The 23780-nt window shown below is 40.4% G+C and carries 26 protein-coding genes and 1 tRNA gene; 18 read left to right on the top strand and 9 right to left on the bottom strand.

What is annotated here, in order from left to right:
• The first annotated feature begins 36 nt into the window (after positions 1-36).
• The 7 genes from GTQ38_RS20655 (at position 37) to GTQ38_RS20625 (ending at position 5433) form a co-directional block, all read left to right on the top strand.
• A complete protein-coding gene (locus GTQ38_RS20655; RefSeq protein WP_161437490.1) occupies positions 37-501 on the top strand; it encodes an SRPBCC family protein in 465 nt (154 codons plus the stop codon).
• A 479-nt stretch (positions 502-980) separates the two neighbouring features.
• On the top strand, positions 981-1868 hold the full coding sequence (locus GTQ38_RS20650; RefSeq protein WP_161437489.1) for a lysophospholipid acyltransferase family protein: 888 nt from the start codon (positions 981-983) through the stop codon (positions 1866-1868).
• 171 nt (positions 1869-2039) lie between these two features.
• A complete protein-coding gene (locus tag GTQ38_RS20645; RefSeq protein ID WP_161437488.1) occupies positions 2040-2444 on the top strand; it encodes a helix-turn-helix domain-containing protein in 405 nt (134 codons plus the stop codon).
• Between the two features lie 31 nt (positions 2445-2475).
• Positions 2476-2871: a VOC family protein gene (locus GTQ38_RS20640; RefSeq protein ID WP_161437487.1), complete on the top strand. Its 396-nt coding sequence runs from the start codon at positions 2476-2478 to the stop codon at positions 2869-2871.
• Between the two features lie 82 nt (positions 2872-2953).
• Complete coding sequence (locus GTQ38_RS20635) at positions 2954-3619, top strand: O-methyltransferase (RefSeq protein WP_161437486.1); 666 nt, start codon at positions 2954-2956, stop codon at positions 3617-3619.
• A 126-nt stretch (positions 3620-3745) separates the two neighbouring features.
• A complete protein-coding gene (locus tag GTQ38_RS20630; RefSeq protein WP_161437485.1) occupies positions 3746-4924 on the top strand; it encodes an XRE family transcriptional regulator in 1179 nt (392 codons plus the stop codon).
• Positions 4924-5433: a DUF4411 family protein gene (locus GTQ38_RS20625; RefSeq protein ID WP_161437484.1), complete on the top strand. Its 510-nt coding sequence runs from the start codon at positions 4924-4926 to the stop codon at positions 5431-5433. The genes GTQ38_RS20630 and GTQ38_RS20625 overlap by 1 nt, the downstream gene beginning before the upstream one ends.
• 100 nt (positions 5434-5533) lie before the next feature.
• Here the strand turns inward: GTQ38_RS20625 and GTQ38_RS20620 are convergent, their stop codons facing one another.
• The gene (locus GTQ38_RS20620; protein ID WP_161437483.1) at positions 5534-6037 is read right to left on the bottom strand and encodes a flavodoxin domain-containing protein; all 504 of its coding nucleotides are present in this window, start codon (positions 6035-6037) and stop codon (positions 5534-5536) included.
• A 250-nt stretch (positions 6038-6287) separates the two neighbouring features.
• On the opposite strand from GTQ38_RS20620, the gene GTQ38_RS20615 reads away from it, so the two are divergent.
• Entirely contained in the window at positions 6288-7463 is a 1176-nt protein-coding gene (locus GTQ38_RS20615) for a DmpA family aminopeptidase (RefSeq protein ID WP_161437482.1), read from the top strand.
• A 2-nt stretch (positions 7464-7465) separates the two neighbouring features.
• Here the strand turns inward: GTQ38_RS20615 and GTQ38_RS20610 are convergent, their stop codons facing one another.
• Complete coding sequence (locus tag GTQ38_RS20610; protein ID WP_161437481.1) at positions 7466-8356, bottom strand: LysR family transcriptional regulator; 891 nt, start codon at positions 8354-8356, stop codon at positions 7466-7468.
• A 136-nt stretch (positions 8357-8492) separates the two neighbouring features.
• On the opposite strand from GTQ38_RS20610, the gene GTQ38_RS20605 reads away from it, so the two are divergent.
• From GTQ38_RS20605 to GTQ38_RS20565, 9 genes are all read left to right on the top strand, one after another.
• Entirely contained in the window at positions 8493-8885 is a 393-nt protein-coding gene (locus GTQ38_RS20605) for a rhodanese-like domain-containing protein (RefSeq protein WP_161437480.1), read from the top strand.
• Positions 8886-8896: 11 nt separating this feature from the next.
• Positions 8897-9340 (top strand): GNAT family N-acetyltransferase, encoded by a 444-nt coding sequence (locus tag GTQ38_RS20600; RefSeq protein ID WP_161437479.1) that lies wholly within the window; start codon positions 8897-8899, stop codon positions 9338-9340.
• 117 nt (positions 9341-9457) lie between these two features.
• Positions 9458-10492: a phosphotriesterase family protein gene (locus GTQ38_RS20595; protein ID WP_161437478.1), complete on the top strand. Its 1035-nt coding sequence runs from the start codon at positions 9458-9460 to the stop codon at positions 10490-10492.
• Positions 10493-10566: 74 nt separating this feature from the next.
• Positions 10567-11436, top strand: a complete 870-nt coding sequence (locus GTQ38_RS20590) for a DUF5694 domain-containing protein (protein WP_161437477.1) — start codon at positions 10567-10569, stop codon at positions 11434-11436.
• Between the two features lie 98 nt (positions 11437-11534).
• Positions 11535-11924 carry a VOC family protein gene (locus tag GTQ38_RS20585; RefSeq protein WP_161437476.1) on the top strand — a complete coding sequence of 130 codons (390 nt, stop codon included), beginning with the start codon at positions 11535-11537 and terminating at the stop codon, positions 11922-11924.
• Positions 11925-11958: 34 nt separating this feature from the next.
• A complete protein-coding gene (locus GTQ38_RS20580; RefSeq protein ID WP_161437475.1) occupies positions 11959-12492 on the top strand; it encodes a DUF7010 family protein in 534 nt (177 codons plus the stop codon).
• Positions 12493-12580: 88 nt separating this feature from the next.
• A complete protein-coding gene (locus tag GTQ38_RS20575; protein WP_161437474.1) occupies positions 12581-14068 on the top strand; it encodes an ArnT family glycosyltransferase in 1488 nt (495 codons plus the stop codon).
• Positions 14069-14180: 112 nt separating this feature from the next.
• Positions 14181-14996 (top strand): DUF5694 domain-containing protein, encoded by an 816-nt coding sequence (locus tag GTQ38_RS20570; protein WP_161437473.1) that lies wholly within the window; start codon positions 14181-14183, stop codon positions 14994-14996.
• A 51-nt stretch (positions 14997-15047) separates the two neighbouring features.
• Positions 15048-15836 (top strand): PhzF family phenazine biosynthesis protein, encoded by a 789-nt coding sequence (locus tag GTQ38_RS20565; protein WP_161437472.1) that lies wholly within the window; start codon positions 15048-15050, stop codon positions 15834-15836.
• A 47-nt stretch (positions 15837-15883) separates the two neighbouring features.
• On the opposite strand, the gene GTQ38_RS20560 is transcribed toward GTQ38_RS20565, so the two are convergent.
• The 5 genes from GTQ38_RS20560 to GTQ38_RS20540 are packed head-to-tail and all read right to left on the bottom strand — an operon-like array spanning position 15884 to position 21766.
• The gene (locus tag GTQ38_RS20560; protein ID WP_161437471.1) at positions 15884-17335 is read right to left on the bottom strand and encodes a class I SAM-dependent DNA methyltransferase; all 1452 of its coding nucleotides are present in this window, start codon (positions 17333-17335) and stop codon (positions 15884-15886) included.
• 4 nt (positions 17336-17339) lie between these two features.
• Positions 17340-18221, bottom strand: coding sequence for a hypothetical protein (locus GTQ38_RS20555; protein WP_161437470.1), 882 nt, complete (start codon positions 18219-18221; stop codon positions 17340-17342).
• The gene (locus tag GTQ38_RS20550; RefSeq protein WP_161437469.1) at positions 18218-19804 is read right to left on the bottom strand and encodes an ATP-binding protein; all 1587 of its coding nucleotides are present in this window, start codon (positions 19802-19804) and stop codon (positions 18218-18220) included. Before GTQ38_RS20550 ends, GTQ38_RS20555 begins: the two co-directional genes overlap by 4 nt.
• Positions 19801-21546, bottom strand: coding sequence for a restriction endonuclease subunit S (locus tag GTQ38_RS20545; protein ID WP_161437468.1), 1746 nt, complete (start codon positions 21544-21546; stop codon positions 19801-19803). The genes GTQ38_RS20550 and GTQ38_RS20545 overlap by 4 nt, the downstream gene beginning before the upstream one ends.
• Positions 21547-21556: 10 nt before the next feature.
• Positions 21557-21766 carry a helix-turn-helix domain-containing protein gene (locus tag GTQ38_RS20540; RefSeq protein WP_161437467.1) on the bottom strand — a complete coding sequence of 70 codons (210 nt, stop codon included), beginning with the start codon at positions 21764-21766 and terminating at the stop codon, positions 21557-21559.
• 146 nt (positions 21767-21912) lie between these two features.
• Between GTQ38_RS20540 and GTQ38_RS20535 the strand changes: the two genes are divergently transcribed.
• Positions 21913-22119 carry a hypothetical protein gene (locus GTQ38_RS20535; RefSeq protein ID WP_161437466.1) on the top strand — a complete coding sequence of 69 codons (207 nt, stop codon included), beginning with the start codon at positions 21913-21915 and terminating at the stop codon, positions 22117-22119.
• A 271-nt stretch (positions 22120-22390) separates the two neighbouring features.
• On the opposite strand, the gene GTQ38_RS20530 is transcribed toward GTQ38_RS20535, so the two are convergent.
• Positions 22391-22465, bottom strand: a tRNA-Val gene (locus GTQ38_RS20530).
• Between the two features lie 87 nt (positions 22466-22552).
• Complete coding sequence (locus tag GTQ38_RS20525; protein WP_161437465.1) at positions 22553-23764, bottom strand: bifunctional folylpolyglutamate synthase/dihydrofolate synthase; 1212 nt, start codon at positions 23762-23764, stop codon at positions 22553-22555.
• Positions 23765-23780: the final 16 nt, after the last annotated feature.

Here is a 23780-nt window from a genome sequence, read left to right as displayed (position 1 = left end):
CTACAGGTTGAGAAGTACTCATAATCAGATATTATTATGGATGAAGCACAAAAACCCATGGTGGAATGCCAAATGATGGTACGAAAACCGGTTTCGGAAGTATTCCAGGCATTCGTGGACCCTTCAGTTACTACAAAGTTTTGGTTTACAAAATCCAGTGGAAAACTTGAACAAGGCCAAACAGTGACCTGGGAATGGGAAATGTACGGGGTTTCAGCCCAGGTAAAAGTGATTGAATTGTTTCCGGACGAAAAAATAACCTTTGAGTGGGACGATCCGCCAACCAGGGTAGACTTTGACTTTTCCGAACTATCCAAAGCATCCACCTATGTTGTCATCAAGAATTATGGCTTCCATCAAAGCGGAAATGAATTGATTGAAGCCATTAAAAACAACACTGGTGGATTTACCACAGTATTGGACGGATTAAAAGCTTATCTTGAATTTGGGATAGAACTAAATTTAGTGAGGGATAAGTTTCCTCAGATTGATCAGAAATGATGGTAAGTAGTATTTCCCACAGACTAATTCTGTAAGCCTTATTTAAAAAATTACCAAGTAAGTCTTGGAGAGATGACCAGGAATTCTGGGATTAGACTATTTGATTGTTAGATTGCCAGACGGTTAGATTTTTGGATATTTAACTGTTTATTATTGACTGTGGACTATTCACTTCTTAAATAGGTCTCGACTGCGCTCGACCAGACAGTGCTGCCAACTTATAGAATCCTCCGAAGCCTTGGCGAAGGAGGACTGTTTACTGCCTAAATAGGTCTTATAGAGATGCTAAGTAAAAATTGAATATATTGCCTGTATCAATTCCATTAGGATACCTCTGCCTTAGTTCCTATCTTTCACTGATCCGGAAAAACTGCAGTAAAGAGACATATACTGCAATCCAACCAAAAAAGATCTGAAACAGGTCAATTGCAGCCAGAATAGCTGATTATTAATACAACCAAACCACCAGCCGGAATTTCATGGACAGACTTATCTATTACGTATTGCTTTTGCCAATTTCACGTTTACCATTTTTCGTTTTGTATGGCATTTCTGATGTGCTGTATTTAATTGTGTATCGGATATTACGGTATCGTAGAACAGTAGTAAGAAATAATTTGACTTGTTCTTTTCCCAATAAAAAGGCATCCGAAATACTTGAAATTGAAAGATCCTTTTACCGGCATCTGGGTGATATGATCGTGGAAAGTATAAAAAACTTTACCATTTCCGAAACAGATTCCAATAAGCGGATGAGAATTGTCAATCCCGAATTGTTGGATCAATATTTTGATAGTGGTAAGAATGTAATTTTGGTAGGTGGGCATTACAATAGCTGGGAATTATTTGCACTGGCTGTACCGGGACAGATAAGACATAGTCCCATGGCCCTATATTCACCTCTAAACAACAAGTTTTGGAACGAAAAGATCACCAGTAGTCGTTCTAAATACGGATTGCAAATGTTGCGTATTGATGCGGTACTTCAAAAGATGAAAACACTAAAAGATCAGCAAATTGCTGTGATTTTTGGGAGTGATCAGTCTCCAAGAAAATCACAGTTAGTTCATTTTACAAAATTCTTAAACCAGGAAACCGCTGTAGCCTACGGTGCTGAAAGAATGGCACGGGAATTAGACATGCCTATCATAGCAGGCTCAAACATCAAGGTATCACGTGGGCACTACAAGGTAGTTTTTAACCTTATATCAGATAATCATAAAGATTTAAGAAAAGGGGAAATTACGAAAGCTTTTACAAGGCAATTGGAGAAAGATATTCTGAGTGCTCCACAATATTGGTTGTGGTCTCACAAGCGTTGGAAACACTGTGAGGCTGAACACCAGCCTGATCGATTGATCAGATAAAGGCATCAAATCCTTACGGCATTTTTACAAATCTCATAATTCGTCCTACCCGGACACAGCATGAAAAATTTTCCTAAATTGAAATCTTAGAAAACGAAATAGCAAGATACCACTACGACCCGATGAGAAAAGGAATGGTGGCAGTTGACAGTATCCTAAGAACCAAAAAGTATGACCTATTTCGAAAAAGAGCTTGCGAAACTCAAAAGCCTGATGTATTCCAACCAGGAGCAGATAGAAATGGTTATTGGGGTTCGGAATTATATCGACAATAATTATGACGCAGCACTGAATCTGGATTTTTTGTCCCAGGTTCGCTTTGTTTCCAAATACCATATGTTAAGGCTGTTTAAAAGGCATTACGGGGTAACGCCAAGACAGTATCTGATAGACAAGCGGATCGCTGCATCAAAAGAGCAGCTAAAAAAGGGGTTGTCTGTCACCGAAACCTGTTTTGCTGTGGGTTTTGAAAGTTTGGGTTCCTTTAGCAGTTTATTTAAGGCCAAAACCGGGAAATCTCCAAGCGAATATCAAAAAGAGCAACTTTCGAGAAGCGGCTTGCCACCTGAATCCTGATTTTTGGATAAACCTATAAAAAAACTCGAAAATGAAAGTAAACATTATCAGCATTCCCGTACGGGACCAGGAGAAAGCCTTAAAATTTTATACGGAAAAACTCGGATTCTTAAAGAAGAAAGACAAACCCATGGGAGGCGAAAACAGATGGTTAACCCTGGTATCCAAAGAAGCCCAGGAGGGGCCGGAAATATTGCTTGAGCCGGCACCTCTTCATTTTGAGCCTTGTAAGGTATTTCAGGACGCCCTGATGGAAGCAGGAATTCCCTATACTCAGTTTGATGTGGAAAGCGTGGACGCTGAATACGAGCGTTTGACAAAACTTGGGGTGGAGTTTAGCGTAAAACCTTCCACCATGGGCACAGCCAAATACGCTGTTCTCAATGATACCTGCGGCAACTATATCGCGATTACGGAGGAATTGTAAAAACACCATTGCCGATAAGCTGAAAAGGTATTTAACTCAAAGTATAATGAACCCTTTATACTCCAAAGTCTAATCCAACCCTATGAATGACCCCATTTTCCAAAATGTAGATGATTATTTAGCCGATCTGTTCCGCTTAGAAGATGATGTTCTAAAATCAACTGAGGAGTCCATACGTGAAAATGGTATGCCAGAACACTCGGTTTCTGCAAATCAGGGCCAGTTTCTTTATTTGTTGGCCAAATTGTGCAAGGCGCAAAGAATTATAGAGGTGGGGACCTTAGGAGGATATAGCACCATATGGTTAGGTCGGGCCCTGGATGGAAAGGGAAAACTGACCTCCATAGAAATCGACCCGAACTTTGCCGAAGTAGCACGAAAGAACATCAGTAATGCCGGATTGGAGCAAACCGTTGACATTATTACAGGAGATGCCCTGGAGATTTTAGGTGAGTTAAGTAATAATGGACATGAAACGATTGACTTATTTTTTATGGATGCAGATAAACCGAACTATGTAGCTTATTTTGAATGGGCCTTGAAACACTCCAGAAAAGGCTCACTAATTGTAGCGGATAATGTGATCCGTGAGGGTCAGGTACTGGATGAAAACAGCCGGGACGAAAAAGTGATAGGCGTTAGGAATTACAATAAAATGCTTTCGGAAAACCTGCAGGTCACAACTTCCATTTTACAGCAGGTTGGTATAAAGGATTACGATGGGATTGCCATATCCATGGTACAGTAAAATACCGGGCACTATTCCTGATATGAATGTCATGAGGATAAATGTCTTGGCTACACAATTCCTTGAACCTTTATCTGCAAGCACAAAGACAAATAAAGATTATTGTAGATTTGTAAAAAACGTAAAATGGCCGACAAAGCATTCCTAACTCCAAAGATTTTGAAATGGGCTCGTGAATCATCAAAAATTTCTTTGGAGGATGCTGCCAAAAAGGTAAATGTTTCACCGGAAAGGTTGGAAGCCTGGGAAAATGGAGCTGATTATCCTACAATAAGACAAGCATCTATGCTAGCGAAGTTTTATCGCCGACCTTTTTCATTGTTTTTCCTACCAGATATACCACTGGACTTTCAACCCTTACAGGATTTTAGAAGTGATGATTCGATTGATTTAGATACTGCTTCACTATTTATTATTAGAGAAATTCAGCAAAAACAAAGTTGGATAAGTGATTTGTATGAGGAAACTGGAGAAGAGGCTTTACCATTTATCGGTAAATTTTCCCTTGATAACAATCCAGAGGAGGTAGCAATTGACATTCTTAAAGCTTTAAACATTAATCCGGAATATTATGAAAAGGATCCCATAAAGGAATGGATTGAAAAAGCTGAAAGAGCTGGGATTTTCGTATCTCGGACAAGTTTTATTCACTCAAAACTTATTATCGACAAAGATGTTATTCAAGGGTTTGCCATTGCAGATAAATACGCCCCTTTTGTGTTTGTAAATTCGCAAAACTGGGACGCACCACAGCTTTTTACTTTAGTTCATGAGTTAGCCCATATTTGGATAGCTAAATCTGGTATATCAAACGAAATTGAAATCGACATAGTAGGAGACAGAAAATCAAAATACCATCCTGTAGAGTTGTTTTGCAATGTTGTTGCGGCCAATGCATTGATGCCTGTTAACCTAATGATGTCAATTCCAAGCGACGTATTTGATTCTCAAAGATCTGTTTTTAGGATAGTTAAAACTCTGGGTGTTAGTTCTTTTGCTTTTTTATATCGCTCACTAAATCTAGGCTTGATTGATCTTAATTCATATCGCGAACTAAAAAAAGATGCTGAAGAAGCTTTTAACGAATTTGTGCTAAGAGAACAAGAAAAAAAGCGCAAAAGAAAAGAAGAGGAAAAAGTTGGCGGCCCAAGTCCATACCTTCTTAAGCTAAATAAAAACAGTAGATTATTTACTCGTGTCGTAATGGACTCTTACAAATCTGGGATTCTTCCCCCTTCTATAGCTAGTAATTTGTTGAACACTAAAATCAATAAATTCTCAAAATTTGAAACCTATATGACTTAATGATTGAGCGTGGCTATCCATTGTATTGTCTCGATGCTAACGTACTTATTCAAGCTTGGCAGAAGTATTACTCACCTGAAATTAGTCCATCCTACTGGGATACATTAAACGATTTAGGTAGAAGAGGAATAATATTCGTCCCTTCTGCTGTTAAAGATGAAATAGAGAAGGGTGAAGACGACCTATATTTATGGCTAAAGTCAAGTAGCATTCCTATTCGCCAAATTGATGGACAGGTAACCAAATGTTTAAAGGACATATATGCCGCTAACCCAACCCATAAATATTTAGTATCTAGCAATGGTATACACTCTTTGGCGGATCCTTGGGTTATTGCCCACGCGATTAACGAGAATGCAGTCGTTGTGACTAAAGAAATCAAAGATGTATATAAAAAACCAACTAAGATCAAAATTCCACACGTTTGTGACAATATGAAAATAAAATGGATTAATGACTTTGACTTTATAAAGGAAGTGAACATCAGATTTAACTGTGAACTAAAATAACGTCATCAGCGAACAACGGCTATAATCCTTTCCGTTTATGAATTCCAAGGTGGAAATTAGAGTCTGGAGTATTTTTTTGAATGAAACGTCATAATTTATCCTAAGCTGCTTTAAATTGCTCAACAAGCTCAAGGATAGGATTGATGCTCTTTTTATCCATATAGTCGAAGCCTTCAAGTTCCTCCTTACTTGCTTCCGGGTCTTTATTGAACTTAGATCCAATGAATAGCATCATCCTGTCAAACCAGCTTAGCTTAGATCGTATTTGCCTTCCCTTGAGCGCAACATGATGCATTTTAGAAATAAAGCTTTCAGGTAAACTATTGGCAATCCACTCATTGAGTTTTTCTCCGGCAGGAGCTCCTGATACCGAGAAGAATATTACCGGCTTGGTATTGATTTGAGGTAGATATTTTTTTATCCATTTTCGGATAGAGAGCTTAAAATAAAGTATCGGACTTCCTATGATAAAATAATCATAGAGGTCCGGATCATAATTTCTATCTTTTACGTTGAACATGGGCAAACCGGTAGCCTCGGCTATCCATCTGGCGTATTGCTTTGTACTGCCATACTTACTCTGATAAAAAATCGCGCCTCTCATGATAAATGGAATTTTGAATAAACCTAAAGGTACTCTCGTTCAGAGAGATACGAAATGATACAGATCACTTTCTATATTTGCTATACCCTCTACTGTAATTGCAAAAGGGAGTAAATTAATAACGGTCTGAGTTAATTCTCAGGCTGTTGTTTTTATTTTACTTAGTATCTTCATAACCGGGATTTGAGATCCATATCATATTGTCGCTAGTCCTATAAAATGCCACTGCACCACTTTAAATACCAACACTATGAAATTCCTCTTTCCGCTGCTGACCATTTTACTGATTTCTTTACAGGCTTTCTCCCAAAAACCCAGGGCCAGGGATCTTGGGGTCCCCTTCTTTGGGCAAACGGGACCGCTAAACGCTATTACAGATGTTGCAGGGGTCCAGGTAGGCTATTCTACCATAATTTCTGGAACAGGGGATAACATGGCCGGCAAAGGTCCGGTAAGAACAGGGGTTACAGCTATATTTCCAAGAGGGAAAGAGGGTAAATTCAGTCCGGTTTACGCTAATTGGTATAGCCTGAACGGCAATGGGGAAATGACAGGAACTACCTGGGTAACAGAGTCTGGTTTTTTAGAGACCCCCATTATGATCACCAATACCAATAGTGTAGGGGAGGTAAGGCAGGCCGTGCTAAAATGGTATGTGGATACGGATTGGTACAAGGGGGAGGATTGGTGGTATACTTATCCTGTTGTAGCAGAGACCTACGACGGATTCCTCAACGATATTTACGGCTTCCACGTAAAGGAAAAACATGTGCTGGAGGCTATAGAAAACGCGTCCGGCGGTAAGATCGCGGAAGGGAATGTCGGTGGTGGCACCGGAATGCTGTGCCTGGGATTCAAAGGAGGAACGGGTACGGCCTCCCGCCAGTTCAAGATCAAAGACTCAACCTATACGCTGGGTGCACTGGTACAGGCCAACTTTGGGGCGAAGTTCAATCTAACCATATCTGGTGTTCCCGTAGGCCAGGAATTGAGAGACACTTTGAATTATGAATTGAAAAAGCCACCCATGTCTAACAGGCAGGAAGGAGACGGTTCCATAATTGTGGTAATTGCTACGGACGCCCCGCTACTACCCCACCAGCTCAAAAGGGTTGCCCAGAGAGTGCCGCTCGGGATAGGAAATGTTGGCGGCAGAGGATCCAATGGCTCAGGGGATATATTTATTGCCTTTTCCACGGCCAATGAAAATGCCTTCAACCGGGACGAGATCGTCCAGATAGAGAGTTTGCCCAATGACCAGATGAACTGGATATTTCAAAGTACTGTACAGGCCGTTGAAGAAGCCATTATAAACGCCATGATCGCGGCAGAAGATATGGAAGGGATCAACGGGAATAAGGCCTATGCCATACCACATGATTTGTTGATCAGCACCCTAAAAAAGTATAATCGAATTGAGGAATAAGGCTATTTCCTGGAAAACTCTTCTTCAAAGTTGGAGATAAAGTCATTGATGTACTTTTTGGCTTTGTCCACCTCGCGAAAGACCAGATAATGCCTTCTTTTAAGGCCATTCTTGCCAATTCGCTTAAAAACGAGCTCATCGGACAGCTTAAAGGGTTTTAAGGCCCATTTTGGGATACACATTATACCCATATTGGCATGGACCATTTCCAGGGCTACCTCTGTAAGGGGTATGGCAGAGATCTTTAAAGGCGTAATTTTATTGGGTTTTAAATATCGTTCATAGACGGATACGGTTTCCAAGGGAAATGAATGAATGATCAGGTGAGCATCCGAAAAGTCGTGGGTATCTAAAAAATCGGGCTTATTCAAGGGATTTTCCTTGTGCATGATCGCGAAGATCTCATCTTCGTATATCGCTATACTGGACAATGTTTCGTTTTCAGGCTTTACCGTGACTACGGCAATATCAATTTCGTTAGACAAGATCTTGGAAATGGGTTGATGGGTGGCTTCAAGAATTAAATCAACCTTTATCTCCGGATACAACAGGCCCATTTTCTGGATGAAGCCGGAAAGCCCCTGGTAAAAACTATAACATTCCGTACTCACCTTGATGGTCCCTACAGAACCTGATCGCAATTGCTCAATATTCTGAAAACCCTTTTCAATGCTGTCGAGTATAGAGTTTCCCAATCTATAGAGCTCGGCCCCTTCATCCGTCAGTTGCCATTTATTGCGTACCCTGTTAAAGACCTTAAATCCCAATCGCTCTTCCAATTCACGCAATTGATGACTTAAAGCGGATTGGGTTAAAAACAATTTTTGCGCAGAATTCGCGATACTGCCTTCTTCCTGGATTGTCTTTATAAGCCTGAAGTACTTGATCTCCATAAGAAGCAAGGTAAAAAATCTACGGATAGGTTGTAGCTGAGAAATTTTCAGCTTTATATTCAAAAACCTCAACTTCAAAGTTCGGAATCACCCGGTATCCCCCATTACTTTTGATCAAAACAAAAATCTGAAAATCATGCAAAAGCAAATTGAATTTTACGAAAACAAGCTTTCTTACGAAATGGACCCTTCGGATCTATGGGATGCTTTAGAAAACAATGAAAAAGTGGTTGCCCTGGATACAAGGCAGGCTTTTGGTTATGAAAAAGAACACATCCCAACGGCAATCAACATCCCTCACAGAGAGATGAAGGAAGAAAGCACCAAACATCTGGACAAGTCTAAAACCTATGTTTGCTATTGCGACGGGATAGGTTGTAACGCTTCCACCAAGGGAGCCTTAAAAATGGCCAAGCTCGGATTTAAAGTAAAAGAGCTTATGGGTGGTATAGAATGGTGGAAATTCGACGGATATGCTACCGAAGGCAGCAAACCTTTTGAAGGAGCAAAAATGGCCTGTGCCTGCTAGTAAGACAACTCATGGAATTACGATTAGTTGAAAAAAAGGACTTGCCACAACTTGTTGAATTGTGCAGGCTTCACGCGGCTTACGAGAAGGGTGAGTTTGACCCCCGTAATAAGTTAGAAGCCTTGTCTGATCACCTTTTCGGGCCAAGTCCCAGCTTCCAATGCCTGGTTGCAGTACGAGAAAACTCCCTGCTTGGGTATGCCGCTTTTACGAAACAATTTTCTACCTGGGATGCGGATTTTTACCTCTACCTGGATTGCCTGTACCTGAAAGAAAGTGCCAGAGGCCAAGGTTTGGGAACGCTTTTTATGAACAAGGTCATAGAATTTGCCAAAAAAGAAAACTGTGATATGGTACGATGGCAAACACCAGCAGATAATGAGAAAGCCATTAAATTCTATCAAAAGATGGGCGGTGTATCAAAAGCCAAAGAAAGATTCTTTATGAACATTTGAAAGCGGAAAGTACAGGCAAAAAATAAGTTTAAAAACAATTGCGGTTCGGGTGAAAACCCGGGCCGTTTTTGTGCTTATTTGAGTATCTTGAGATACGAAATGCAGATAGTGTTAATCATGGGCAAATTAATCCTCTTCATAATAACTTGTTTTTTTATACTTGCCTGTACTCCAAAACCGGAGCCGGCAAAACTCATTACGGTTAAAGGCGAGATTCCTGTTGAAGCCATGGGAACCTCCTTAATTCACGAACACGTCATAGTAGATTGGATTGGAGCAGACAGTACAGGCTCGCACCGATGGGACCGGTCTGAGATAGTAGCGCGTGCCCTGCCTTTTATGATGGAAGCCAAGAGCAGGGGTGTAAATACATTTTTTGATTGTACCCCGGCTTACCTGGGTCGTGACGCTGAAGTGCTCAAAGAGCTGGCTGAAAAAACCGGAGTCAATTTGGTTACCAATACGGGTTACTACGGCGCGCGGAATAACAAGTTTATCCCAAAGCAGGCCTTTGATGCCACTCCTGAAGAACTCGCCCGGATCTGGATCGACGAATTTAAGTATGGGATCGATGGCACCGGGATATTTCCCGGGTTTATGAAAATTTCTGTTGGCCGAAGCGATACGCTTTCGGCGTTTCACACTAAGCTTATAAAAGCCGCTGCAATTGCCCATAAAAACACTGGTTTGACCATTGTTTCCCACACAGGTCCGGACGGGCCGGCATTTGCGCAATTAAAAGTGCTGGAAGATGCCGGGGTTTCTCCTGAGGCATTTGTTTGGACACATGCGCAAAACGGTACTTCGGAGGGTCATATAAAAGCCGCCAGCCTAGGTGCCTGGATTTCCCTGGACAATGTCCGATACATCGCCTCCGGGCCAGATCAGGATCAGGGGAATATCGATTGGTATGTCGATCAGCTGACAGCATTAAAGAAGGAGAAGCTATTGCATAAAATATTGATCTCTCATGATTCCGGCTGGTATACCGTAGCTGAGAAAAACGGAGGAGATTTTCGGGATTATAATGATATTTTTGATCATCTTATCCCGGCTTTAAAGGAAAATGGGTTTACTCAGGAAGACATTGATGTATTGCTTGTTAAAAATCCCCGGAAAGCTTATGCCATTCAGGTTAGAACGATTAAATAGCGATAACTTTGGGAGAGACTTTTACTTTCTATCAAAGAACCTCACATAACACCAATCAGAACTAAAGCTAAACTATGAAATTAGTATGGATTACTGTTTTGGCCGGAGTGCTTATTGTATCTGGGGGCTATGGGCAGAACACCAAGGAGGCGGTTCAATCTGATCTTGAAAAAATAGCCTCTGATTTAAAGGTTTACGATTCTCTTGCGCAATATGAAGTAATGGTGGTCGGGACCGCTCACTTTGGCAAAGAGGTTTTAACAGGGGAAAATCAAAAAGAAATCTCCAGACTGCTTGACAAGCTTGCCGGTTATAATCCAACTAAAATTGTTTTGGAATGGGAACCCTCCAGGCAATCCAAAATGAATAAGACCTTTCAGGAGTTTTTAAAGAACGATTTTGACATTTCCAAAAGGGAAAATGAAGTCTTCCAACTGGGATTTCGGCTTGGAAAAAGGGTAATGCACGACAGTTTATACCTTTTTGACAATCAGACAGAGTTTATAGGCTCCCTGGAAAACTTCTCTTTTGATTCTTTTGTAAAGTATGCCAAAGAAAATGATGAAGGCTTTTACAATAAGTATGAAAAGGTCATAGGCGAAGTATTTACTGAATATCAAAAGAAACTTGAAAGTCTCAGTCTTTACGATCGCATTTTGCTCATGAACTCCCCGAAAGCCCAGGAAATGAATGCCCGTAGGATGCATATGTTTGAAATGAGAGTGGGGATAGGGAAAAACTGGATAGGACCGGATTGGCTGGGTAGGTTTTATCAAAGAAATGTGAGAATGGTTGGCAATGTTCTGAAATTCGCTGAAGAAGGAGATCGGATAATCATCATTGTAGGGGATAATCACAAATGGATATTAGATATGCTCTTTGAAAACACCCCGGATTTTAATGTGGTATCCAGTTGGGACAGGCTAAGAAATAACAATAAATAAGAGATCTCACTTAGTAGCCCACTAAGTTCGGGATTCGGACATTAAACAGTGTTATCCCTATTACAAAAGGGCCCTAATGAGAATTAAAAAAAATAAATATGAATAAGATCGATCGATTGATGACGAACATATGTTCCGACAACCTGGCGGCAAGTCGGGACTTTTATACTAAACTGCTGGATTTTGAAGTGGCTTATGACAGTGTTTGGTTCGTTCAGCTAGCCTCAATAGACAAAGGGCTGGAATTGGGAATCATAGACCGGACCAATGAAATTGTTCCTGAGGATTTCCAGCAAACTCCACAGGGGTTTTACATAACGTTTGTAGTGGAAGACGCAGATGAGGTATTTAAGATCGCTGAATCGGAAAATTTTGAAATCGTAAGCGAACCTGTGGACACCTTCTACGGACAACGGCGACTATTGCTAAAAGACCCAGATGGAACCTTAGTAGACATTTCTTCTCCTATCAGGAATTTTGAATTTTAGAACAGGTTTATCGAAAAAATATTGAATTGAATAGATGGAAAGAACATTAGACGAGCAACGGATCGCATTTGCCAATCAAAAATTTCTGGCTACCCCTCTGGCAGGACTTATTATCTGGACTATTATTGGCTTTACCGGGATTTTTTTCTCTGATTTTGTGGCTATATGGACAATATTTATCGGAACGGGAAGCATTGTTTACCTGGGATTGTTTCTCTCCAAATTCACCGGAGAGAATTTCCTGGATAAAAGCAAACCGAAAAATGAATTCGACACGCTTTTCATGTATACCGCTGCGCAGGCGATCTTGGTCTATGCCATAGCCATCCCCTTTTTCCTGCTCGACTATTCTTCCCTTCCGATGACCGTAGGGATACTGACAGGCTTGATGTGGTTACCCTTTTCCTGGATCATAAAACATTGGGTTGGGATCTTTCATACCCTGACCAGAACCACCGTAGTTCTTGCTTTGTGGTACCTTTTTCCTGATTATAGGTTTATTGCCATACCCTTCGCCATTGTTTTGATCTATATCATTACCTTATTCATTCTCAATTCCAGGAAATGAATTAAAAAAGACACTATAACAGTTGCTAAGATTCTTCCTGATAATGCAACCTTGGACATGAAACATTCCCAAAACCCTTAACCAGCCCATGAAAAAATTCCTCCCAATAATTGTAATACTTTCTATAGGCAAACTATCAATACAATTAATTGGGAACAGGAATTACGGTTTTCACCGCGATGAACTGCTTCATTTATCTGTAAGCGAGCATCTGGACTGGGGGTTTATGGAGTTTCCGCCCTTGATTGGTTTGATAGGAAAAATATCCTATTTGCTTTTCGATTATTCTCTTATGGGCATGAGGCTTTTTCCAACGCTGGCCGGCGTAGGCATCCTTATATTATGCTGCCTGATGGCCAAAGAATTGGGCGGTAAGTCTAAAGCTGTACTGCTTTCAGGCATATGTATACTTGCTTTCTGGCCCTTTTTCCGAAATCATACCCTGTTCCAGCCTGTCGCATTTGATCAATTCTTCTGGACACTCGGTTTATACTATTTGATACGGTTTATGAATTCTGAGGATAAAAAATTCCTGGTTTTAATGGGCATAACACTCGGCCTGGGCCTGATGAACAAATACACCATCTTAGTTTGGGCTTTCGGAATCTTTATCGGGCTGTTCTTTTATCAAAAAGGAAAAGTATTCCGGAATAAGTGGCTTTATATTTCGGCCGGCATTGGGCTCCTGCTATTCATTCCGAATATCATATGGCAGGCTCAAAATGACTTTCCTCTTCTAAAGCATTTGGAAGTTCTGGACCGAAAACAATTGTCTGATTTAAATCCCATGGAATTTGCCCTGGAACAATTGAGCTTTCCCATTACACTTATCGTTAGTATTTTGGGTATTTTCGCCCTTTTCATCGACAAAAATCTGAAAAAATTTAAAGCTATTGGTATTGCCAGCCTGGTCATATTTGCTACCATGTGGATCCTAAATTCCAAAGCCTATTATTTTTTCGCTGCTTACCCTGTACTTTTTGCTGTTGGAGCCGTTAAACTAGAGGCATTAATTGCCAAAAGACCCAAGCTCATTTATCCAATCTGCGGCTTGTTACTCTTGCCATCCGTCCTGTTAATCCCGGAAGCCACCCCAGTACTTAAGATTGAAAGTTTTGTGGCCTACCAGGGTTTGGAAGAAGAAAACGGACGCATAGAACTTAGCGGGGATTACGCGGATATGTTTGGTTGGGAGGAGCAGGTTAAATTGGTGGATAGTGTTTATCAATCATTAAGTCCGAAGGAAAAAAACAATTGCGTGCTGTGGGCAGAGAATTATGGGGAGGCCGGGGCTCTTAAGATCATTGGTAAGAAGTACGGGCTTCCGAATCCAATCAGCAGGCATGGGAGTTTCTGGACCTGGGGATACGGCAATAAAAATGCCGATGTTTGGATTAGTCTGGGGAATGAAAAGCCCTCCGTTGAGCGTGTATTTAAGGGTGTTCAACTGGTTAAAATAATAAAGCATAGATATGCAATTGGGGAAGAAAACGGGATTCCCTTATATATCTGCAGGAACCCAAAAGTGGATATTGAGCAATGGTGGAAGGATTATGAAGAGCATATTTTTGATTGAAAAGCCCGGCCTATGCTAATGGACCCAAAGCAATTAAACAGGACTGTTTTTTTTACCCGAACGATCTGTAACCAACCCTTGAGTTTCATCGTCATAAACGGAAAACCACATTATGAGACCAACTACACTTTTTATCATTGCCTTATTCGCCAATCTGACATTCTCTTTTGCCCAGTCTAATCCGGGCGAGGAACAAAAACCTACAATCGCTTTACTCGGAACATTTCACTTTGCCGGATCTTCTGATCTCATTGCTCTGGACGTTAAGGATCTAAAAACGGACAAAAGGCAAGGCGAAATTCAAGACCTGGTGACCGCTTTAGCTAAGTTTAAACCCACCAAAATAATCCTGGAATATCCATATCAGAAGAATAGACTTGATTCTCTTTATCAAGAGTATCGGGAGGGCGAACATCAATTGTCCATCAACGAGAGGCAGCAGTTGGGGTTTAGGCTGGCGAAGGAGCTGGGACATAATCACATCTATCCGGCGGATCATCATTTGGATCTGCCCTTTGATGAATTGATGGCCTTTCTTGAAGAAAACGAACGCATGAATGAGTTTCAGGCTATGATGGAATACATGAAATCTGAGGTAATGGTTAGCATGCAGAATGCCTACGATAGCGCTTCCTTAAAAGAATTCTTTGTTTGGTTGAACAGTGATAGATCAGACAAAATGAATAAGAATCTCTATATGGAGCGTATCAATAAAATGGGAGCCGAGAATAATTATATCGGCTCTGATGTTGTATCAAAGTGGTGGGAAAGGAATTTTAAGATCATGCGGAATATCGATGAGATCATGGAGCCGAACGATCGGGTATTAGTCCTGTTTGGACAAGGACATACTTCTTTGCTAAAAGACTTTTATCGCGATAGGGATGATGTGATCTACACAGACATCCTGGATTATCTAAAAGATTAGGGATTTCATAAATTGCATATCTAAAAGATTAGTGCGAAGGAATAGCTTAAAATGAAGCTCCAGCTTTTTCAAATAGATGCATTTACCGATAAGACCTTTGGAGGGAATCCGGCCTGTGTGGTTCCTTTGGATGATTGGTTGGCTGACGATACACTCTTAAAAATAGCCCGGGAAAATGCGGTGGCGGAAACCGCATTTTTTGTGGACAAAGGAGATAAGATACATTTGCGATGGTTTACCCCGGAGATAGAAATGGATCTGTGTGGCCATGCCACCCTTGCCACGGCCCATTGCCTGAAGTCCATCTTAAACTATCCGAAGGACGAAATAACTTTCGAAACACATAGCGGCGAGCTAAGCGTTTCTGTTACGGAGGATCTGTATCATATGGATTTCCCCTCTCGCATGCCAATTGCTGCAGAGCTTCCGGATATCATCAGCAAGTCATTAAACATCCAGCCCAAAGAAGTTTACAAATCCAGGGACTATGTGCTGGTCTACGATAGCGAAGAGGACATCCGGAACATCCAGGTGGACCGACAACTATTTGACCAGATCAATCTCGATCCGGGTGGGGTGATCGTAACCGCAAAAGGAGAGCACTGCGATTTTGTGTCCCGCTTTTTTACGCCCCAGGCCTCCATTCTGGAAGACCCTGTAACCGGTTCCGCGCATTGCTCCTTAATTCCGTTTTGGGCAGCAAGGCTTGGGAAGGATGAGTTATTCGCCAGGCAAATTTCGGACAGAGTTGGGGAATTGTTTTGCAAGAACAGAGGAGAGCGGGTAGTTATTAGCGGTAAGGCAAAGACTTATTTTGTTGGGCATTTGTGGGTGGGGTAGACTTATTAATGGTTTAAACAAAATCTGTTCAATCGACCAGCAAGGGACTAATCATCCTTTAACATACTTGCCACATTTTCGAAACTTTCCAATCCAGCCCTTAAGTTTTCGATAATATCATTGGCGATTACATCAGGTTCAGGAAGATTGTCTAGGTCAATCAGGCTGGCATCTCTAAGCCAAAATATATCCATGTTAGTTTTGTCTCTTGTAACTATATCATTGTAGTTGTATTTCCTCCATCGTCCTTCTGGACTAGATTCACTCCAGGCTTCTTTTCGCTTACTTAAGTTGCCCACTTTGTAACAATTAATAAAATCTCGAAGATGCTCAAAAGTTAAAGGGTTTTTTTTAGGTGTATGATGCACATTAGTCCGGTAATCATAAAACCAAATCTCTTTTGTTCCAATTTCTTCTGAGTTGTCCTTTTTTTCAAAGAATAGAACATTTGACTTTACTCCTTGGGCATAAAAAATACCTGTAGGTAATCTGAGTATGGTATGAACATTTACCAACTTCAGAAGTTCCTTTCTAACTGCTTCTCCGGCTCCCCCTTCAAACAAAACGTTATCCGGAAGTACCACAGCGGCTCGTCCTTTTTCATTTAACATAGTTACTATGTGCTGCAAAAAAGAAAGCTGTTTGTTACTCGTAGTTACCCAAAAATCATCTCTCAGAAAATACCGTTCTTTTTTGGCTTGTTCTTTGTCAGTTGTTGGAATATCACTGCTACTCTTGCCAAAAGGAGGATTTGCCAGTACTATATCCACTTGATCTGGCTTGGTTTTCAAACTATCTTTAACCTGTATATCTGGTGTTTCTTCCAAGTCTCCTATTCCATGTAAGTAAAGATTCATTAAGCACAGTCGGGCAGTTGCTTTTTCAATCTCCCATCCATGAAACATTTTAAACTTAATATGCTCTTTTTGTTTCTGTGAAAGCTTTGGCAATTTCTCTAGATATTCAAGTGCTCCTAAAAAAAATCCCCCCGTACCACATGAGGGATCGGCAATAGTTTCATTGGGCTTTGGCTGTATGCATTCAACCATGACTCTAATCACAGGCCGTGGCGTAAAATATTGCCCTGCTCCACTGTTTTCTGCGTTCTTCTGTAATAGAGATTCGTAGATTTCACCTTTAATGTCTGCTTCTGTTAAGGTCCAATCTTCATCATCAATGAGGTTAATTAGCCTTTTTAATTTGGCAGAATCATGAATTTTATTTTGAGCTCCTGAAAAAATCTTTTCCAGCATTCCCCCTGATTGGGCAAGAGTTTTTAAGATACGCTCATACTGATCCTGTAAATCACCTCCACTCAAAGAGGTTAGTTTACCCCATTCGCATATATCAGGGAGGTTATACTTGCTCTGGTTTTCGTCAGCCATCTTTAGAAAGAGCAAATAAGTGAGCTGTTCTAAATAATCATTATACCCTAGTCCATCATCTCTTAGAGTATCACAGAATGACCAAATTTTCAGAACTAAATTATTCGTTGACATTTCCTTAAAGTGTTCTTACTAAATTCTTTAACCACGAAAACTCGCTCAGTTCTGAGTATACCATAAGGCAAGCCTTAGTAGTGCTTGTATATGGTTTGCGTTCAGAATCCGCAAGTTTTCTTATCTCGCGAAAGCATTTTGCCATCATTGTCTTTTTCTCTGCAAGAGTATTGGAGTTATCAATGCAATTTTTAGCATCTTTTAATTGCTCAACGCAATCATCCCAAACGATTTTTCTATCCCTATTTAACTGATCCAAATCCAAGTGATAGTAGAAGATAGACTGCTTTACCCTATCAATTTCTTCATCATCATTGGTCGCCGGAATAGGTAAACCTTTATCAAAAGTTAAAAGGCAAACATCAGCCGGATCAATCGGATCCAACAGAATTGGCATTTCACAATTCGTATCTTCTTCATCATTGGCGACTCGACCATCTACCAGATTTAACGGGAAATAGTCTCCTTTACCCTTTACTTCGTCTGTTCCCCCTAATCGATCACGCCTACGCTTATTGGCCAGGGCTCCAGTTAACCTGTAGTTTGTCCATTCATAGGCTAACCACCAATATCCGTTCTGTTTATGGGTAACCGATTTACTTTTTGGATCAGTGTAATCAACTTTCTGTTTTGATTTGTTCTTTGGGCGAAAATGGTCTACTTCAAAATCACCATTCCCGATAGGAGCTTCCGAATACCAGCACTTGTTGTGCGAAACTCTTAACATAGCGGGTTGAAGTCGATTCCAGTCTGGATTATTTGTGACATACTGTTTTCTAGCAGTAACGTCCATTCCTTGCATAGCAACTGAATGTACTTGTTTAGTGGCTTCCCATCCTAGTTGTTCAACCTCATCCTGAATTATATTAAGGTCGATATACCTCATTTCGTCTTTTCTTCCCTTAAAATTTCATCCAAGACCTCTTTGGCTATTCGATCTAGCTCTTCCGCCTCTTCCTTGGTATATTTCCTTTTCGTAAATGCCTCTTTTTCGCTTGTAAGCCTTAAAAACTGATTATATCGACTGTCTGCCGTTTCCTCATTAAATCCAATTCTATCGAAGTAGGTCTTTAGTCGTTCAAACTCTTTGCGCTCAATCTCACTCAGTTCACCTTGCACCAATTTGGCTTGTAGGAATCGCTTTTGATTGAGCAAGTCTTCAAGTTTTTTACTCATTAGCGAAGGAATTCCGAAAAGTTCACTGGTAAGGATTTTGGAAACGCTCATCTCTCGTGGACTCATGTAGGGGTTGAAAGCTTCCGTTTTGCCTTCTTCGTTCTTTTTGAAAATCTGAACTTGGTTCTTTTTTAGATTACCAATTACCAAAGGATCATGAGAGCAAAAGATGATTTGAGTATTTTCCTTGCGCTTAACAACCCTATCTAAGTAGTCTAAAAATTTCCATTTCCACATTGGGTTTAAGTGAGTGTCAGGTTCGTCTAATAAGATCAAGGATTCTTCATCCTTTGTAAATTTCAATAAGCCAAGTACCGTAAGTAGCTGTTTTTCTCCTTCGCTTAATTCGGCCATTGCCAATTCACCGTCCACTCCTTCCTTTTGTACCTTGATCTTTACATCATGGAGCATATCTGATATGTGAATGCTCTCTAAGGCATTAAATAGCGATATCTTATTGGTATATTTTGACTCAACCAATTGAGAAAACGTTTCTCCATCGGGAATGAAGAGGTACAACCTATCTTGTGTTTCCGCTCTCTTGTATGACACTTCGACCCTTGCTTTATGCTGTATTGGAGCAAAGGAATACTCCAACAAATCATCCAGAAAGTTCCTGACCAAACCTTCCGCACCCCACAAAACAGCTTTTTTGTTTTTTGGTCTTACCCATTTTGGCTGCTTTAGCATAAACAAAGCAGAACCAAATTCATTGATCTTTAACTCTTCACGAAGAAATGTCAGCGTTTCATCACTATGATCTTCCTGAAACATATAGAAGGCAATCAGGGCAAAACTGGCATGAATGTTCTGAGCAAGAAAAATTCTGCGGATAGTATCGAATTGAGTAATCCTGGCTCCTGACTTAATTATCTCATCGTAATAGAGCTTCTGATGAGGGATGTATAAATCCGCTAATCGGTCGCTAATACCGGAATAATATATAAATACATGCTTTGGAAGATAATGCTCGATGTTTTGAGTCACTTTTGTCGTTTCAGCTTTACCATTTACCTTAAAAGAGTACTTGCCACCATTCAGATCAATTTCAATGTGATGACCTCTACACTCATATTTGACATAAAAGTCAAACTCATGCTTCTTGACCTTCCGTTTATGATTGTAGATTAAGTCAAGGTCTCTGAAAATGATTACTAGTGCTTCCAGAAAGTTCGATTTTCCAGTGGCATTGAGTCCTAATAATACTGTCTCCCAAGCATTTTCGTCAATGTCTATGACAAAATCATTTAAGTTTTTGAAAGCAGACTTAATATGTACCTTGTCAATCCTCATGACCTGAGTGACAATAATGATTGTGTACCTTCCTTAACCTGCTTTATGCTGGTCTTAATCTCCTTGAGCTCCGAATAGAATTTTTCAATATCGCCCTTGTACTCACTTTGTTGCCAAACATCTTTGGCCAGTACCGGCTCGCTAGAGGCTTTTAGTATTTCTTTGATATTTAGGATTTTGCTCATCTTTTTAATTCTTTTTATCTGCTTTTCTTTTAGTGCCCTTCGACTATCCTGATATTCTTTTTTTTCGGTTTTAATTCGCTCCAGTAATTCCGAAACTGGTTCATCATTAGAGTTTTGTTCTACAAGGTTGCCCTCAAAAGCTTTCTTCAATATGCTTTGTTTAAGGGCTTCTGTTTGTGCCAAGCTCTCCTGGATGGACTTTTCAAGATTTTCGATTATTGAAAACTTTGACTCTAATAATTCTACAATGACTTCCTGCTCTTCTTTTGGAGCCAATGGAAAAGGAAAGTTTCTAATCTGGTTAAATGTAAGAGCTTCGCGAGTAGCACCGGAATTAATTCTTCTGATGATCGATTGTGCTCTTGGAGAGTTTAGGTAAAAAGTCAAATACTTATAATTGACCAATTCTGTGCAAATCCTAATTATACATACATGTTGATTTACATTGGCTTCACCGAAACCCTCAGGGACAAAAGCAGTACGACCGATTGATGCTCCCGTTATATTAATAAGAACATCCTTGTCATGCACTTGACTTCTCTGCATACGCTTATGCGTGTAATCATCGATATGAGCTACATCTTTTAAGTGTAATTTATTACGTAAAACATTTTGACTTCTGATGAATTTAACTCCCTTATCAGTATATGCACTTCTTCCGCCTTTAGGTGTTGAGCCACTTCCAATCAACTCTTCAAAATCACTAATTCGAATCCATTTCCAATGTCTAGGAATAATAGAGGGGGGAATATCAAAATCTGTCTTTGACGCTGTATATCTAAGAGGTTTTCTTGGTTTAATCCCTTTTCTCGTTATATTCCATTGCTCAATTTCAACTTTCCATAAGTATAAGATTTCGTTGTGTCGTTCTTCCTTTTCATTTAGTACTTGATCATGATATTTTTCTATGGAATCGAAATCATGTTTTCTTGCCCATTTTTCGGAAATTTCACCATCAAATGTACTACTAAGTAAAGCTTGACTATAAACGTCCAATAGCTTTTGAGCACGGGTTAGACTTGATGTACTGTGAACTAATTCACTCAATAATTCCTCTAATTTGTTTACTATTCTACTTTGTTCTTCTAAAGGAGGGATAAAACACTCCGTAGATTGTAATTCCCGTTTTGTTATGTGAGCGAGACCTGCGGTACCCTTTGATTTTTCAATAAACTTACGTACCTGCTGATTTAGAAGATAAAAGAGGAAGTTTCTGCTCATACCAGAAAAGCAGATAACTTTAAAGATATGTTGGTTAAGATAAGCTTTAGGTCCCTTCCAAATGTGTGCCCCAAAAGAAGTGCCTGGAGTCCCAGACCAAGCAAATAACAGGTCTCCAGGTTCAACAAAATATTTTTCTTCAACATACTGATTACCTGAAATGTAGTTGAATTTAGCGTCTTTATTATTTAGATTCTGAATCCTGATAATAGGAATTCCCTCACCCTTCCAATCAGATGACTTAAAAGATTTGCCATTAATAAAAAGTGCAAGGGAATCTATATTTGTCAATTTCCAACCACTCGGTAAATCATATTTGGAAAATGCTTTATTCACGGAATTAGTTTTAAAGTTCGAGACCAGCATAAATTTCCTTCAGTACATCGCAGGGGTCAGCTCCAATAGCCAAGGAAATAAGATAGAGTTCCTTTGCTCTTAAATGTGCTGATTCCTTCAACGTTAATTCGCTCAACCGCGGTTTGCTAATACCCGTTTTACGTGAAACCTCAGATTTATTAATGGATCTTTTAGCTAAATATTCTCCTAACTCAGTCATCGTTATTTAAAGATTTTCTGTAAGTAATATCGGATAAAATTATAAAATGTACATAGATGCAGAAAACTAATTTGGCAAATTGAAATTAAATCTTTAAACTTGTATGGATTTCCTGTAAATATTTATTTAATCGATTAAAACGAACAATGAAACGATACACCAAAGCCGACTTAGAAGAAATCGTCTACGCACAACTAGAAAACCTAAACGCCTTACATGACCTGCTTAGCATTATGAAACACCAAAATGAATTGTTGGAGAAGGCCAACATGAAATTAAGAGATGAAATCACGGATTTCAAACAGAAGATGTATCCCAAACTTTCCGGACGGAAGAGTAAATTGTCTGAATAAGATAAATGTACAAAGAGTACATTGCTAACCCAACATTTTCAGACCATAACCCGAATAAACGCAGGATTTTAAAAGTTACCAAGTAAGTCAAGAAAAGATACTTGGTAAGTCCTGGAGAGATGCTAGGCAAATCTTGGGGAGATACTAAGTAAATGGTTCAAACCCGTCCTGACCCCTGCGTCAGGACATTTACTCCGAACGCGAAAACGAGTTTTCGGTTCTCCGTAAATGAAAAAATCCACACCTTTCGGTGTGGATTTTCTGCTTGATGTGGGCCCTACTGGATTCGAACCAGTGACCCCCTGCTTGTAAGGCAGGTGCTCTGAACCAACTGAGCTAAGAGCCCCCAAATCCTTATGATCAAATAAGGGTGTGCAAATATAGGATAGTTTTTTGTTACCCAAAACAAAAAGATGGAAAAAATAAGAGAGATTTAGAGCACCTCAGCAACGGTAAAGGTACTGCCCCCTACAAAGATAAAATCCTTCTCTCCTGCCTCACTTAAAGCCGTATCAAAAGCAGTGCTTATCGAAGAGAATTCCCTTACTTTTAGCCCGTAATCCTGCATCTTTTCTCTGAGAACAGCAGCGCTCAAACCCCTTCGGATATCAGGGCGGGAAATATAATAGATTGCATCTTTCGGAAGCAGCGGTAGGATCTGCTCCAGGTTTTTATCCTCCACAAATCCCAAAACCAAACGGAGCTTCTCATATGGTTGTTGCTGTATCTGTTCCAGTACTATAGCCAGGCCCTCGCTATTATGCGCGGTATCCGCAACCACTTTAGGTGCTGTTTGCAGCAGCTGCCATCTTCCCATTAACCCGGTATTCTTTACAACATTTAGCATACCCTGCTTAATAGCGTTTTCCGAGATCTCGAGACCATTCAGCCCGTTGAGCGTAGCCACAACCCCACGGATATTTTTCAGTTGATAGTTGCCCAGCAATGGAGTTTCGTAGGAGGCATTCACAATATCTTCAGCAAACACAATAGGCGCGTTTCGGTTTGCGGCTATTTCCTCAAAAAGACCGGCAATTTCGGGCTGTTTCTCACTGATCACCACCGGAATACCCGCTTTGATGATCCCTGCCTTTTCCCGGGTAATCTGTTCCAGGGAATTTCCAAGGGTGTCCGTATGATCCATTCCAATATTGGTAATCAAAGATATTTCTGGTTCTATAATATTCGTGGCATCCAAACGCCCTCCTAAACCAACCTCAATCACCCCGATATCCACCTGGTTTTCAGCGAAATACTGAAATGCCATGCCAACCGTCATCTCAAAGAAAGACATCTTGCGGGCCTCAAAAAAGTCGCGATGCTTTTGGATAAAATCGATGACAAATGCCTGTTCCACCGGCTTTCCGTCAATCCTGATGCGTTCCCTGAAGTCTTTGAGGTGTGGCGAAGTATAAAGTCCGGTTTTGTAACCGGCTTCTTGCAAAACAGAAGCCAGCATATGGCTACTGGAACCTTTACCGTTGGTGCCCGCTATGTGAATGCTTTTAAACTGTTTGTGAGGATCTCCAAGGTATTGCGAAAGCTCCCTGATGTTATCCAGCTTACCATTAAAGGCTTTAGGGCCTTTATGTTGATACATTGGAAGTTGGGCAAACATCCAATCCAAGGTTTCCTGGTAGGTCATACTTTACCGATTGAGC

Source organism: Poritiphilus flavus (assembly GCF_009901585.1).
Lineage (GTDB): Bacteria > Bacteroidota > Bacteroidia > Flavobacteriales > Flavobacteriaceae > Poritiphilus > Poritiphilus flavus.
The sequence above is the reverse complement of the archived record's forward strand: the minus strand, read 5'-3'. Positions and strand labels throughout refer to the sequence as shown.